The 13,493-nt window shown below is 63.9% G+C and carries 11 protein-coding genes and 1 pseudogene; 2 read left to right on the top strand and 10 right to left on the bottom strand.

Annotated elements, in window-relative coordinates; all coding sequences use genetic code 11:
- Together X743_RS0137340 and X743_RS140630 are read right to left on the bottom strand one after the other, a co-directional pair.
- Window positions 1-207 (bottom strand): annotated as a pseudogene (locus X743_RS0137340) (anti-sigma factor); the annotation flags it as partial.
- The gene (locus tag X743_RS140630; protein WP_245264335.1) at window positions 204-725 is read right to left on the bottom strand and encodes a sigma-70 family RNA polymerase sigma factor; all 522 of its coding nucleotides are present in this window, start codon (window positions 723-725) and stop codon (window positions 204-206) included. The gene X743_RS140630 and the pseudogene X743_RS0137340, both read right to left, overlap by 4 nt.
- Before the next feature lie 268 nt (window positions 726-993).
- Between X743_RS140630 and X743_RS140625 the strand changes: the two genes are divergently transcribed.
- Entirely contained in the window at window positions 994-2,178 is a 1,185-nt protein-coding gene (locus X743_RS140625) for an amino acid aminotransferase (protein ID WP_023768844.1), read from the top strand.
- 183 nt (window positions 2,179-2,361) lie between these two features.
- Window positions 2,362-3,186: a nucleoside triphosphate pyrophosphohydrolase gene (gene mazG / locus X743_RS140620; protein ID WP_023768845.1), complete on the top strand. Its 825-nt coding sequence runs from the start codon at window positions 2,362-2,364 to the stop codon at window positions 3,184-3,186.
- 60 nt (window positions 3,187-3,246) lie between these two features.
- Here the strand turns inward: mazG and hflX are convergent, their stop codons facing one another.
- The 8 genes from hflX to dusB form a co-directional block, all read right to left on the bottom strand.
- Window positions 3,247-4,653 carry a GTPase HflX gene (hflX, locus tag X743_RS140615; RefSeq protein WP_023768846.1) on the bottom strand — a complete coding sequence of 469 codons (1,407 nt, stop codon included), beginning with the start codon at window positions 4,651-4,653 and terminating at the stop codon, window positions 3,247-3,249.
- Complete coding sequence (gene hfq / locus X743_RS140610) at window positions 4,654-4,899, bottom strand: RNA chaperone Hfq (RefSeq protein WP_006202172.1); 246 nt, start codon at window positions 4,897-4,899, stop codon at window positions 4,654-4,656. It abuts the gene before it with no gap.
- A gap of 144 nt (window positions 4,900-5,043) precedes the next feature.
- Window positions 5,044-5,907 (bottom strand): D-amino-acid transaminase, encoded by an 864-nt coding sequence (locus tag X743_RS140605; protein WP_023768847.1) that lies wholly within the window; start codon window positions 5,905-5,907, stop codon window positions 5,044-5,046.
- A gap of 166 nt (window positions 5,908-6,073) precedes the next feature.
- Window positions 6,074-7,435, bottom strand: coding sequence for a sigma-54 dependent transcriptional regulator (locus tag X743_RS140600; RefSeq protein ID WP_023768848.1), 1,362 nt, complete (start codon window positions 7,433-7,435; stop codon window positions 6,074-6,076).
- Window positions 7,425-9,710, bottom strand: coding sequence for a PAS domain-containing sensor histidine kinase (locus X743_RS140595; protein ID WP_023768849.1), 2,286 nt, complete (start codon window positions 9,708-9,710; stop codon window positions 7,425-7,427). Before X743_RS140595 ends, X743_RS140600 begins: the two co-directional genes overlap by 11 nt.
- A 127-nt stretch (window positions 9,711-9,837) precedes the next feature.
- Window positions 9,838-11,298 carry a nitrogen regulation protein NR(I) gene (gene ntrC, locus X743_RS140590; protein ID WP_013895630.1) on the bottom strand — a complete coding sequence of 487 codons (1,461 nt, stop codon included), beginning with the start codon at window positions 11,296-11,298 and terminating at the stop codon, window positions 9,838-9,840.
- Window positions 11,295-12,437, bottom strand: a complete 1,143-nt coding sequence (locus X743_RS140585) for a nitrogen regulation protein NR(II) (RefSeq protein ID WP_013895631.1) — start codon at window positions 12,435-12,437, stop codon at window positions 11,295-11,297. The genes ntrC and X743_RS140585 overlap by 4 nt, the downstream gene beginning before the upstream one ends.
- A complete protein-coding gene (gene dusB, locus X743_RS140580; RefSeq protein ID WP_031258649.1) occupies window positions 12,434-13,456 on the bottom strand; it encodes a tRNA dihydrouridine synthase DusB in 1,023 nt (340 codons plus the stop codon). Before dusB ends, X743_RS140585 begins: the two co-directional genes overlap by 4 nt.
- Between the last annotated feature and the right edge of the window lie 37 nt (window positions 13,457-13,493).

Here is a 13,493-nt window from a genome sequence, read left to right on the forward strand (position 1 = left end):
CGTCGCCGGCCGCGCCATGCGCTTGGAGCCGGCAAGCGCCACGCGCAGCTCGTCGCGGGTCCGCAGGTCAGACATCACGCGCGCCGCCGCTTCCGGACGGGCCGACAGAAATGCCTCGACCTCGATGCGGCGGGTGACGTCGATCTGGTCGTCGACATAGGCGTCGAGATCGATGTCGGTGACGGGGTCGACTGCAGCGGTCGTCATGACTCGCCTCCCACGATCCTGAGATGATTTTTGCCGCGCGCCGGGGCTGCGTCTTCCATCTGACGAAGCGCTGCCCGGGCCCTGCCAATACGTGACATCAGCGTTCCCAGCGGCACCCCGATAGCATCGGCCGCCTGTTGATAGGAAAGGCCCTCGATGGCGACCAGATGCAGCGCCGAACGCTGCTCTTCCGGCAGGCTGAAAAAGGCGTCGCGCACCTGCGCCAGGCGCACCGAATGCTCCTGCGGCGCCGGCGTGCTGCCGTCGGCCAGATATCCGGCCTGTTCGATGCGTGCGGCTTCGGAGCGGCGCGAGCGCATGCGGTCGATGAACGTGTTGTGGACGATCGACAGCAGCCAGCCGCGCAAATTGCCGCCGGAGCGGAACGTGCCGCGCCGCTCATAGGCGCGCACCAGCGCGTCATGCACCAGATCCTCGGCGTCCGCGCCGTCGCGCGTCAGCGAACGGGCGTAGCGTCGCAGCGAGCCGAGCTGTCCAATGATGTCAAAGCGTGGCATCGAGCGTTTCATGCCCTGTTTACGGAGCATGTGGGGATTTTAATCCGGTCCCCTGCCAATTTTTCGTTGGGTCCGCCTGGGGGTATCGTTCTCGGCAGCCCTCGCCTCACCGGCAAAACCGGGCAACCGTCCTGTTTGTCCGATGCCGATCTCCCGTCGCAACAAGTGGCATCGCCAAATGTCACTTTTGCCTTTGTTTTTAACCGAAACCGCTGGTGAAGCGGGCTCGATTTCAGTATCAATCCGCCGCGCCAACGGAACCATAGTAATGTTCGAAGACCTGCAGCCAGCTCCCACCGACAAGATCCTTGCCCTGATCGGCCTCTATCGCGCCGATCCGCGCCCCAACAAGGTCGACCTCGGCGTTGGCGTCTACAAGGACCGCGACGGCAAGACGCCGGTGATGCGCGCCGTGCGCGAGGCCGAGAGGCGGCTGCTGCAAGGCCAGGACACCAAGACCTATCTCGGCCTTGCCGGGGATACCGGCTTCAACACGGTGATGGCCAAGCTCGCCTTCGGCCCCGGCGCGGACATGACGCGCATCCGGGCGGCACAGGCGCCGGGCGGCTCAGGCGCGCTGCGGCTGGTGGCGGAATTGCTCAGGCGGACGCGTTCGGATGCAACGGTCTGGCTGTCGGACCCGACCTGGCCAAACCATATGCCGGTGATGCGCGCCGCCGGCCTGCAGATCCGTGAATATCCCTATTTCGATGCCGCGTCGGGCGCTGTGCGCTTCGACGATATGCTGGCGGCGCTGCGGACGGCCAATAGCGGCGATGTGGTGCTGCTGCATGGCTGCTGCCACAACCCGACCGGCGCCAATCTGGACATGGCCCAATGGGAGGCCGTCACCGGCCTGGTCGTCGAGCGCGGCCTGCTGCCGTTCGTCGACATTGCCTATCAGGGCTTTGGCGATGGCCTCGAGGCCGACGCGCTGGGCTTGCGGCTGCTGGCCGCGAAGGTTCCGGAAATGGTCGTCGCGTCGAGCTGCTCGAAGAACTTTGCCGTTTACCGCGACCGCGTCGGCGCGGCGATGGTGCTGGCCAAGGATGGCGCCCAGGCCGATGTAGCGATGGGCCAGATGCTGTCGGCAGCGCGCGCCATGTATTCGATGCCGCCGGACCATGGAGCCGCGGCGGTGCGCATCGTGCTGGAAGACGCCGACTTGCGCGCCGACTGGGAAGCCGAGCTCGAAGAGATGCGCCTGCGCATGCTGAGGCTGCGTGTCCAGTTCGCCGAGGCGCTGCGCCGGCAGTCCAATTCCGACCGCTTCGACTTCGTCGCCAGCCATCGCGGCATGTTCTCGCGGCTTGGCCTCACGGAAGCGCAAGTCGAGCGGCTGCGTGCCGAGCATGGCATCTACATGGTCGGCGACAGCCGCATCAATGTCGCCGGCCTGCCGGAGGACGGCATGGACGACCTCGCCAAGGCGATCGTTTCCGTGCTCGACTGAAGCGGCTCAGCTGTGGACAAGGCGCCCTCGCCGGCTGACGGCGTTGGCCGCGAGACCGGCGGCAGGGTAGCATCCAATAGAGCGGTTCTGTGTTTTCGCGAAAACACAGAACCGTTCTAGCTCTCCGTTTTGACGCAATTCCGGACGGAAAACCGTTTCACACTTTTCCTGGAATAGCTCTAGATGACGCCATCGAAAGACATTTCACGCCTGATCGAGATCATGGCGGCGCTGCGTGCGCCGAAGACCGGCTGTCCATGGGACATCGAGCAGGATTTCGCGACCATCGCCCCCTATACGATCGAGGAAGCATATGAGGTGGCGGATGCCATCGCGCGCGGCGACCTCGACGATCTGCGCGACGAGCTCGGCGATCTCCTGTTGCAGGTCGTCTACCACGCACAGATGGCCGAGGAGGCCGGCGCGTTCGCCTTTCCGGATGTGGTCCAGGCAATCACCACCAAGATGATCCGCCGCCATCCGCATGTCTTCGGCGACGAGAAGGCGCGTGGCGCCGGCATGGCCAAGGGCATGTGGGAGAAGATCAAGGCGCAGGAGAAGGCCGAGAAACGAGACGCCCGCCTGGCGCGCGGCCTCGACCCGGAAGACAATGGCAGGGGGTTCCTGGACAGCGTTCCGGTCGCCCTGCCCGCGCTGACGCGGGCGCTGAAACTTCAGGAAAAAGCCGCCCGTGTCGGCTTCGACTGGAGCGAGGCGGCGCCCATCCTCGACAAGATCGAGGAAGAGATCGGCGAGCTGCGCGAGGCGCTGGCCAAGGGCGACACGGCGTCGATCAAGGACGAGTTCGGCGACATGCTGTTTGCGGTCGTCAATCTCGGCCGTCACCTCAAGCTCGATTCGGAAGCGGCGCTCAGCGGCACCAACGAAAAATTCCGGTCGCGCTTCCACTATGTCGAGCAGGCCCTGGATAAATCCGGCAGCACGCTGGAGAAGGCGACCCTACCCGAGATGGAAGCACTCTGGCAGGAAGCAAAAAGCGCGAAATGAGCCTATAGCGGCAATTCCAGACGGAAAACCGTTCTACACTTTTCCTGGAATTACTGGGGGCTAGCCGTTGTTTTTGCGGCGCAATCTGCTTTCGATCTCTTCGCGGGCGCTGTGCGTAGCCTTGAGCGAGATCGTGGCGCTGCCGTCTTCATTGTCGGTTCGCGAAACGATGTCGCCATTGCGGTAGAGCCAGTCGACAAGACCGAACTGCGCCGGCTCGATCGTCACCGTCAGGTCCTCCAGCTCGCCTGCCATCCGTGTCTCGATGATCGCCTTCAGCGCATCGATACCCTCGCCGGTCACGGCCGATACCGCGATCGGTGGGCCCTTGCTGCCGGCAGCGCCGCCCTTTGCCATATCGGGGGTAAGCAGCCGGCTCCTGTTGCCTTCGTCGAGCTGGTCGATCTTGTTCCAGACCTCGATGACGCGCTTTGCGTCACCGGCATCGACACCGAGGTCGGCCAGGATGCGCTCGACGTCCTCGGCCTGCGCCGCCGTGTCGGGGTCCGAAATATCGCGCAGATGGATGACGAGATCGGCCTCGACCACCTCTTCCAGCGTGGCGCGGAAAGCCGCGATCAGATGCGTCGGCAGATCCGAAATAAAGCCGACCGTGTCCGAGAGGATGATTGGCGTGCCATGCGGCAGGCGCACGCGGCGAAGCGTCGGGTCGAGCGTGGCGAACAGCATGTCCTGCGCCAGCACGTCCGCTCCGGTCAGCCTGTTGAACAGCGTCGACTTGCCGGCATTGGTGTAGCCGACGATCGCCACCACCGGGAACGGCACCTTCTTGCGCTTGGCGCGGTGCAGGTCGCGCGTGCGGCGCACGGTCTCCAGCTCGTGCTTCAGCTTGATGATCTTTTCCTGCAACTGCCGCCGGTCGGACTCGATCTGGGTTTCGCCGGGACCGCCGAGAAAGCCGGCGCCGCCGCGCTGGCGCTCAAGGTGGGTCCAGCTGCGAACGAGGCGCCCCTTCTGGTAGTTGAGATGGGCAAGCTCGACCTGCAGCGTGCCTTCCTTGGTGCGGGCACGCTCGCCGAAGATTTCGAGGATCAGCCCGGTGCGATCCAGCACCTTGGCGTTCAGCTCTTTCTCGAGGTTGCGCTGCTGTACCGGCGTCAGCGGGTGGTCGACGATGACCAGCTCCGCGTGGCGCTCCCTGACGATTTCGGCGAACTCCTCGACCTTGCCGCTGCCGAGCAAGGTCGCCGGCCGCGGGTCGTTGACGGTCACGACCGCCGTATGGACCGGATCGAGGTTGATGGCGCGGGCGAGGCCGACCGCCTCGTCATGGCGCGCATCGGCCGAACGCGTCAGCCGCGGACGATTGGTCTCGTCGTCGCCGCGATGCTGGCGGGTAAGCACCGGCACAATGACGACGGCCCGGGTCGGACCGTCGGCTTCCGTCCCGGGATGATGGGTTGGTTTTCCGCGAACCGTAGCGTCCGCGTCCTTCTCACGTGCCAATCAGGCGCCCTGGCTTTCCTCGCCATCGAACATTTGAACCGGCTGGCTCGGCATGATCGTGGAAATGGCGTGTTTGTAGACGAGCTGGGAGTGACCGTCACGGCGCAGCAGCACACAAAAATTGTCGAACGAAGTGACCACGCCGGTCAGCTTCACGCCGTTGATGAGGAAGATGGTGAGCGGGTTCTTGCTCTTGCGAACTGAATTCAGGAACAGGTCCTGAAGGTTTTGCGATCGTTCCGCCATTGTTCTTGTCTTTCGCCGATCCCCTTCGGTTTGCAGCCAATGCGCCAAATTAGCCGGCACATGTCAAGCACGCAAACACCGTCTTGCCGTCAGTAACGACAAGCAGAACGAGATATATTGATGTTCATTCCACCTGAGCGGTTATCAGGCTGGACTTTTTTCCGCAATGTCAAAAAAGGCTTGCCGCAACGAAAGTGTTATTGAGCCGGGGTGGCCGTTGGCGATCGGATCGCCGTCAATGGTCACGACAGGCATGGCAATCGTCGTCGCGGAGCTGATGAACGCCTCGCGTGCCGCCTTGGCCTCGGCGATGGAAAAACCGCGCTCCTCGATCTTCAAACCAAGCTTTGCCGCCACTTCGAACATGGTGGTGCGGGTGATGCCGCGCAGGATGCCATGGTCGGCCGGCCTGGTGACCAGGACGCCGTCCCTGGTGACGATCCAGGCGTTCGACGAGCCGCCTTCCTTGACGTTGCCGTCGGCATCCACGAACCAGGCTTCCTGCGCACCGGCCTCCTTGGCCTTCTGCTTGGCCAGCACGTTGGGCAACAGCCCGACGCTCTTGATGTCGACGCGGTCCCAGCGATTCTCCGGCACGGTGATGACGGCGATACCGCTCTCGGCCCGCTTGGCGCCGGCCGCCGGGTCCGCCTTCCTGGCGGTCACCACCAAAGCCGGTTTGGTGTCCGCCGAAGGAAAGACAAAATCTCGGCTGGCGACGCCGCGCGTCACCTGGACATAGACCAGGCCGTTGACGACATGATTGCGGTCGACCACCTCGCGCAGGATGAGCGGCAGCACGTTGCGTGTGACCGGCCAGGCGATCGACAGCTCGGCCAGCGAGCGGTTGAGCCGGGCAAGGTGGCGCGGCATGTCGACGATGAAGCCGCGCGCCACCTCGCAGACCTCGTAGACACCGTCGGCGAATTGATAGCCACGGTCCTCGATATGCACGGAAGCGTCCGCATGGGGGACGTAGCGCCCGTTGACATAAGCAATGCGCGGCATTGGCAACCCCTGGGATAACTCTCGGGCTTCTGAAAACCGTTTGGCAATTCTACTCCGGCGGCCATCTGACTGCGCCAGAGCGAATTTCGAAACGGTTTCTTATGCGATTCCGGCGTCGCCGTAACCGGCAAATGCTTGGCCCAGGCGGCTGAATGGACGTCGTTCGTCAGACGCCCAGCGATTTCAGCTTACGGTGCAAGGCGGAGCGCTCCATGCCGATGAATTCGGCGGTCTTCGAGATATTGCCGCCAAACCGGTTGATCTGCGCGATCAGATAGTCCTTCTCGAACTGTTCGCGCGCCTCGCGCAGCGGCAGCGCCATGATGTGCTGGTCGGACTGATTCGGCGTGCGCGGCATGACATCGCCGATCTCGGCGGGCAAAAGGTCAGCGGTGATCGGCGCATCGACATCGTCGCCGCGCGCCAGGATCATCAAACGCTCGACATTGTTGCGCAGCTGCCGAACGTTGCCCGGCCAGTTGTGCGCCTGGAGCACGGCCAGCGCGTCGTCGCCGATGCGGCGCGGCTTGATGCCTGCCTGGCGGGCGATCTGCTTCATGAAATTGTCGACCAGATAGGGAATATCCTCGCGCCGCTCGGCCAGCCCCGGCACCGTGACCGGAACCACCGCCAGGCGATGATAGAGATCCTCGCGGAAGCGGCCGTCGGCGATCATCGCCTCGAGGTTCTGCGAGGTCGAGGAAATGATGCGCACATCGACCTTGACCCGCTTGGTGCCCCCTACCCGCTCGAACTGCTGCTCGACCAGCACGCGCAGGATCTTGTTCTGCGTCTCGCGCGGCATGTCGGCCACTTCGTCGATATAGAGGATGCCGCGATGGGCCTCCTCGAGCGCGCCGACCTTGCGTTCGACACCGTTGGATTCGGTGCCGAACAGCTCGATCTCCATGCGTTCGGGCGTGATGTTGGCGGCGCTCAGCGTCACGAACGGCGCGCCCTTGCGCGCCGACAGCGTGTGAATGGCGCGTGCGGCCAGTTCCTTGCCCGAGCCCGAGGGGCCGATGATCATGACGCGGCTGTTAGTCGGCGCGACGCGCTCGATGGTCTGGCGCAGCTGGCTCATCGCCGACGACATGCCGATCAGGTCGAAAGTTTCGCCGCTGCGCAGCTTGAGGTCGGAAACCTCGCGCCGCAATTTCGAGGTCTCGAGCGCACGCTCGGCAATGAGGATCAGCCTGTCGGCCTTGAACGGCTTCTCGATGAAGTCATAGGCGCCGCGGCGGATGGCGGAGACCGCCGTTTCGATGTTGCCGTGGCCGGAGATCATCACCACCGGCAGGGTGGGATGCATGGTCTTGATCTCGTCGAGCAGCGCCAGCCCGTCGAGACGCGAGCCCTGCAGCCAGATGTCGAGGAAAATCAGCCTCGGCGCGCGATCAGCTATGGCAGCCAGCGCACTGTCGGCATCGAATGCCGTACGGGTTTCGTGACCTTCGTCGCTCAGGATGCCTGCGACGAGCTCGCGGATGTCTTCCTCGTCATCGACGATGAGAATATCAGACGCCATTACCGACCTTTTCAGTTTCTCTTTCGTGTTCCGTCCTGGCTTCACCACGCGATGGTGCGGCCGCGGCGGGCGGCAGGATGATGCTGATCATCGCGCCGCGCCCGCCATGGAAGTCCGCAGGCGCATCATGGAGTTCCAGCTTGCCGCCATGGTCCTCCACGATCTTCTTGACGATAGCGAGACCAAGCCCGGTACCCTTCTCGCGTGTGGTCATATAGGGCTCGAGCAGTCGTTGGCGATTCTCGCGCGGCAGGCCTTTGCCATTGTCGATGACGTCGATTCTGATCGCGCCATTCTGACGGGCGGCTTGAATCCGGATTATGCCGTGCGAACCGTCCGTTTGTTCCGATCCGTCGATCGCCTCGGCGGCATTCTTGATCACATTGCCGAAAGCCTGCGCCATCAGCCGGCTGTCGAAAGTGCCCTTGAGCGGCTCATTGCCGAAGATCCGCTCGAAGGTGATGTCGGCGCGGCTGACTTCGACCAGGAACGAAGCCTCGCGCAGTGATTCGCGCAAGTCGATGGCCTTCATCTCGGGTTTGGGCATGCGCGCGAAAGCCGAGAACTCGTCGACCATGCGGCCGATGTCCTCGACCTGCCGGATGATGGTGTCGGTGCACTGGTCGAAAACCTCGCGGTCCTCGGTGATGACCTTGCCATAGCGGCGCTTGATGCGCTCGGCGGAAAGCTGGATGGGCGTCAGCGGGTTCTTGATCTCGTGGGCGATGCGCCGCGCCACGTCGGCCCAGGCGGAAGAACGCTGCGCCTGCACCAGGTCGGTGATGTCGTCGACCGTCACGACGTAGGATTTCTCCTCCGAGCCGTCATCGCCAGCCTCGACGGTGATCTGCACGTTGAAGGTGCGCTCGGTGCCGGCGCGGAAGAATGTCACCTGCTCGCGATAGACCGGCTTGCCCGACTGGCGGCCGATCTCGAAGACGCGGCCGACATGCGGCAGAATGGCGGAGAGGTTTTGTCCCAGTGCGGCGCTGGCGGAGATGGCCAGCATCGATTCGGCCGAACGGTTGACGATGGTGACGATGCCGAAGGGATCGACGCCGATGACCCCGGCGGTGACGCCGGCCAGCACCGCTTCCGAAAAGCGCCGCCGCTCGTCGATCAGATCCTTTGCCGACAGGATCTCGTTGCGTTGCGATTTCAATTCCAGCAGCATCTTGTTGAAGGTGTCGCCAAGCGAGGCGACATCGCCGTCCGAGGGCCTGACGGCGACCGCGACGTCGAGATTGCCGGTCGCCACCTCGTCGGCGGCACCGATGAGCTGGCGGATGGGGCGCACCAGACGGTCGGCGACGGCAATACCGGTCCAGATCGCGGACAGGATGATGATCAGCGTCAGCGACAGGTAAGGCAGCGCGAAAGCCACCTGCGAGGTGCGCCTGTTGTCTTCGAGATTGCGATACTCGTCCGTATTGGACCTGACGATCTGCCTCGCCTTGATCACCTCCGGGTCCACCAAGCGGATGGTGTAGAGGTACATGCCCTCGATCTCACGCAGCTTGACGATGGCGCCCATGATGTTGCGGGTACGCGGCTCGATGAGCACCGGCCTGCCGTCGGTGGCGCCGCTGACGGAGCCTTCCGGCGGTTCCGGCATGGCGAAATCGGCATCGGTCTTGGCGCTCATGACGAACGAGCCGTCGGACCTGATCAGCGCAGCATGAGCCAGCGAGCGGCCCACGGCCTCCTTGCTCATGAGGTCGAGAAAGCCCGTGCGATCAAGGCCGTAGAGCGTGCGCGACGCATCGAGGTCATAGGCCATCGACAGTGTCGTGCCCTGCAGATTGCGGGCATTCTCCTGAACATAGGCATCGGCGATAGACAGCGAGGAATTGACGATCGTCTTGGTGCGGATCTCGAACCAGCGATCAAGGCCGATATCGAGTGTGATCGAGGCGATGATCGCCACCATGATGGCCGGAATGGCGGCGACAAGCGCGAACATGGCGACGATGCGCACATGCAGCCGCGAGGCCGCCTTGCCATGCCGGCGCGCCATGACGATGCGATGCACCTCGCGTGCAACCAACGTGATGAGGAAGAGCACGAAGACCGCGTTGAGCGCGATCAGCGCCCAAGTCGTCCTGGCGTCGGGCGCGATTGGCGTCGCCCCGACCAGGATGGTGAAGGAGATGGCCGCCATGATCAGCGCGCCGACGACCGCCACCACGCCGGGCAGCGCCAGCAAGCGACGTCCGTCGCGCGTGCCACGTTCGCTGAAAAGCGGCTTGTTGAGGTTCGGTGCCTGCGGAGTCATGTCGCCGTTTGGAGCCAATGATTGCGTCCGATCTATGCAACGCATTGTGGCGATTATGCAACAAGTGTGACAACGACGGGAATCTTTCGCCGTTCCGTCCCCTGAAAAGGCCGCGTCAGATCAGCGCTCAGCCCGGGCGCGATGATTTGTAGACATTCACGCCCAGTTCGCGAATCTTCTTGCGCAGCGTGTTGCGGTTGAGCCCCAGCAGTTCCGCCGCCTTGATCTGGTTGCCGCGCGTTGCCGTCATCGAGGCCAGGACCAGCGGATATTCGACTTCGGACAGAATGCGCTGGTAAAGGCCAGCGGGCGGCAATTCACCGGCAAACGAGGCGAAATAGCGCTGCAGGAAGTGCTCCACGGCCTGGCCGATCGACAGGTCGTCGGGAATGAGGTTGCCGCCATCCGGTACCACGGGACGCTCGCCGGTCTTGAGCTCGGCCTCGATGATCTCGGCCGAAATCTCGTCTTGCGAATAGAGCGCGGCGAGCCTGCGGACGAGATTCTCCAGTTCGCGCACATTGCCCGGCCAGGGATAGCGCTTCATCAGCTCGATGCCGCCGGACGAGATGCGCTTGGTCTGCAGCCCTTCCATCTCGCCGAGCTTGAAGAAATGGCGCACGAGATCGGGCACATCCTCCGAGCGCTCGCGCAACGCCGGCAGCCTGAGCGGCACGACGTTGAGGCGGTAGAACAGATCCTCGCGGAACAGTCCCTGGTTGATCAGCGTACGCAGATCCTTGTTGGTGGCGGCGACGATGCGCACATCGGTCTTGATCGGCGTGCGGCCGCCAACGGTCGTGTACTCGCCCTGCTGAAGCACACGCAGCAGGCGCGTCTGCGCTTCCATCGGCATGTCGCCGATCTCGTCGAGGAACAGCGTGCCGCCCTCGGCCTGCTCGAAGCGGCCGGTGGAGCGGTTCTGGGCGCCGGTGAAAGCACCCTTCTCGTGCCCGAACAGTTCCGATTCGATCAGGTCGCGCGGGATCGCCGCCATGTTGATGGCAACGAACGGGCCGCCGCGACGGCGGCCATATTCATGCAGCGCGCGCGCCACAAGTTCCTTGCCGGTGCCCGATTCGCCGGAGATCATCACCGTCAGGTCGGTCTGCATCATGCGCGCCAGCATGCGGTAGATGTCCTGCATGGCCGCCGAGCGTCCGACCAGCGGCATCGCGTCGGGCTGTTCTTCGGGCCGCGCATCGATCTTCGGCCGCCGCGGCTCCGACAGCGCGCGGTTGACGATGTTGAGGAGCTCGGTCAGATCGAAGGGCTTCGGCAGATATTCGTAAGCGCCGGTTTCGGATGCACGGATCGCCGTCATGAAGGTATTCTGGGCGCTCATGACGATGACGGGCAGTTCCGGCCGCGCCTTCTTGATTCGCGGCAGCATGTCGAAGGCGTTCTCGTCCGGCATGACCACGTCGGTGATCACCAGATCGCCCTCGCCCGCCGCCACCCAGCGCCACAATGTCGAGGCGTTGGAGGTGACGCGCACCTCGTGGCCGACGCGGGAGAGCGCCTGGTTGAGCACGGTGCGAATCGCCGCATCGTCGTCGGCGACGAGAATATTGCCGCGAACGGTCATTTGCGGTCTCCTTCGCCGTCTTCATCGGCACCGAACTGGGTTTCCTTCCAGGCGGGCATCAAAATGCGAAACGTGGTGGCACGCGGCGTCGATTCGCATTCGATGATGCCGCCATGTTCGCCGACGATCTTGGCGACCAGTGCAAGCCCCAGCCCCGAGCCGTTCGGCTTGGTGGTGATGAAGGGGTCGAACAGGATCGGCAGGATATCTTCCGAGACGCCGGAGCCATTGTCGCGCACGCAAAATTCCAGCGGCAGCGACACGCGGTCCTGCGTGCCCGGAACCGAAACGCGAATGCCGGGCCGGAACGCCGTCGAAAGCACGATCTCGCCCTGCGGGTCGCTGCCGATCGCCTCGGCGGCATTCTTGACCAGGTTGAGGAACACCTGGATCAACTGGTCGCGGTTGGCGAAGACCGGAGGCAATGATGGATCATAGTCCTCCAAGATCTTGATTCTTTTCGCAAAACCGTTCTTGGCGATAGCCTTTACATGGTCGAGCACGACATGGATGTTGACGGGGTAGCGATCGATCGGCCGCTCGTCGGAAAACACCTCCATGCGATCGACCAGGGAGACGATGCGGTCCGTCTCGTCGGTGATCAGCCGCGTCAGCGCGCGATCCTCGTCGGACGCGGACAGTTCGAGCAGCTGGGCCGCGCCCCTTATGCCCGAGAGCGGGTTCTTGATCTCATGGGCGAGCATCGCCGCCAGGCCGGTCACCGAGCGCGCGGCGCCGCGATGGGTCATCTGCCGGTCGATCTTGTCGGCCATCGACCGTTCCTGGAACATCACCACGACGGAGCCGGGAAACTCGGGCACCGGCGCGACATAGAGATCGACGACCTTCTCGATGCCGAGGCGTGGCGACGACACATCGACCCTGTACTCATTGACCGGAGCCCGGCGCTCGCGCACCTGGTCGACCAGCGTCAGCAGCGGGCTGCCGAAGGGAATGAGCTTGGACAGGGTGTTGCGCGCCAGCATGGTGGCGCTGGAGCGGAAGAAGTCCTCTGCATCGGCGTTGGCGAAGGTGATGAACCCTTCCTCGCTGATCATGATCACCGGGCGGCGGATGGTGTTGAGCACGATCTGCGCGGCATCGGTCATTTCAATGCCCTGGCCAGCGGTGGCGTTCATGCGGCGCTCCGCAGGTTCAAGGGTTGCGGATCGCGCGAAAACACATCCCGCAGCAAGGCAATGACGCGTGGCGGTTCAAACGCGGTCAATATTGCCTTCCGGCTGTCGTCGGCGACGGCATGGCGATCGAGATACCAGCCCAGGTGCTTGCGCGCCTGCCGCAAGCCGCTCTCGACGCCATAAAGTGCCAGCATGTCCTCGTAGTGGGCGACGACATAGTCGGCCAGCGCCGTGGGATCTTGCGGCACGCCAACCGCCATTTCGCCTGCGGCCGCGGCTGCGATGCCGCCGGCGATCCAGGGCGCGCCGTAATGCGCACGGCCGACCATCACTGCATCGGCGCCGGATAGATCGAGGATCGCGGCGGCCTCGGCCGAGGAACAGACATCGCCATTGGCGACCACCGGGATCGATACGGCTTCCTTGACGCGGGCAATCGCGCGCCAGTCGGCCTTGCCCTGGTAGAACTGGCAGCGCGTGCGGCCATGCACGGTGACCATGCTGACGCCGGCCTGCTCGGCACGGCGTGCGAGCGTCGGCGCGTTAAGTGCGCCCTCGTCCCAGCCCAACCGCATCTTGACCGTGACCGGCACCTTGACCGCGCCGACCACGGCTTCGACCAGCGAGAGCGCATGGTCGAGGTCCAGCATCAATGCCGAGCCGGCATAACCGCCGGTGACCTTCTTGGCCGGGCAGCCCATGTTGATGTCGATGATATCGGCGCCCTCGCCCGCGGCCATACGCGCGCCTTCGGCCATATGGATCGCCTCGCGGCCGGCAAGCTGCACCATATGGACGGGCAGGCCGGAATGACGTATGCGCAGGTCGAAGCCGGCCCGGCCCTTGGCGAGTTCGCCGCTGGCCACCATTTCGGACACGACAAGGCCCGCGCCATGCGCATGGGCGCGCTGCCGGAACGGCTGGTCCGTAATGCCGGACATCGGCGCGAGGAACACGCGATTGCGGATACTCACGCCGCCGACGTCGAGCGGCGCGGCCAATTGGGTCACATTAACCATGCACAAAAACCAAGCATGTCCATTCGTTGCACATTCT

It is taken from the genome of Mesorhizobium sp. LNHC232B00 (genome assembly GCF_000502435.1).
GTDB classification, from domain to species: domain Bacteria; phylum Pseudomonadota; class Alphaproteobacteria; order Rhizobiales; family Rhizobiaceae; genus Mesorhizobium; species Mesorhizobium opportunistum.

Bases quoted from the DNA above. Each gene is read 5' to 3' on its own strand.
- X743_RS140630 (WP_245264335.1), bottom strand. From the start codon at position 725: ATGCCACGCTTTGACATCATTGGACAGCTCGGCTCGCTGCGACGCTAC.
- X743_RS140625 (WP_023768844.1), top strand. From the start codon at position 994: ATGTTCGAAGACCTGCAGCCAGCTCCCACCGACAAGATCCTTGCCCTG.
- mazG (WP_023768845.1), top strand. From the start codon at position 2,362: ATGACGCCATCGAAAGACATTTCACGCCTGATCGAGATCATGGCGGCG.
- hfq (WP_006202172.1), bottom strand. From the start codon at position 4,899: ATGGCGGAACGATCGCAAAACCTTCAGGACCTGTTCCTGAATTCAGTT.
- X743_RS140605 (WP_023768847.1), bottom strand. From the start codon at position 5,907: ATGCCGCGCATTGCTTATGTCAACGGGCGCTACGTCCCCCATGCGGAC.
- X743_RS140600 (WP_023768848.1), bottom strand. From the start codon at position 7,435: ATGGCGTCTGATATTCTCATCGTCGATGACGAGGAAGACATCCGCGAG.
- X743_RS140595 (WP_023768849.1), bottom strand. From the start codon at position 9,710: ATGACTCCGCAGGCACCGAACCTCAACAAGCCGCTTTTCAGCGAACGT.
- ntrC (WP_013895630.1), bottom strand. From the start codon at position 11,298: ATGACCGTTCGCGGCAATATTCTCGTCGCCGACGACGATGCGGCGATT.
- X743_RS140585 (WP_013895631.1), bottom strand. From the start codon at position 12,437: ATGAACGCCACCGCTGGCCAGGGCATTGAAATGACCGATGCCGCGCAG.
- dusB (WP_031258649.1), bottom strand. From the start codon at position 13,456: ATGGTTAATGTGACCCAATTGGCCGCGCCGCTCGACGTCGGCGGCGTG.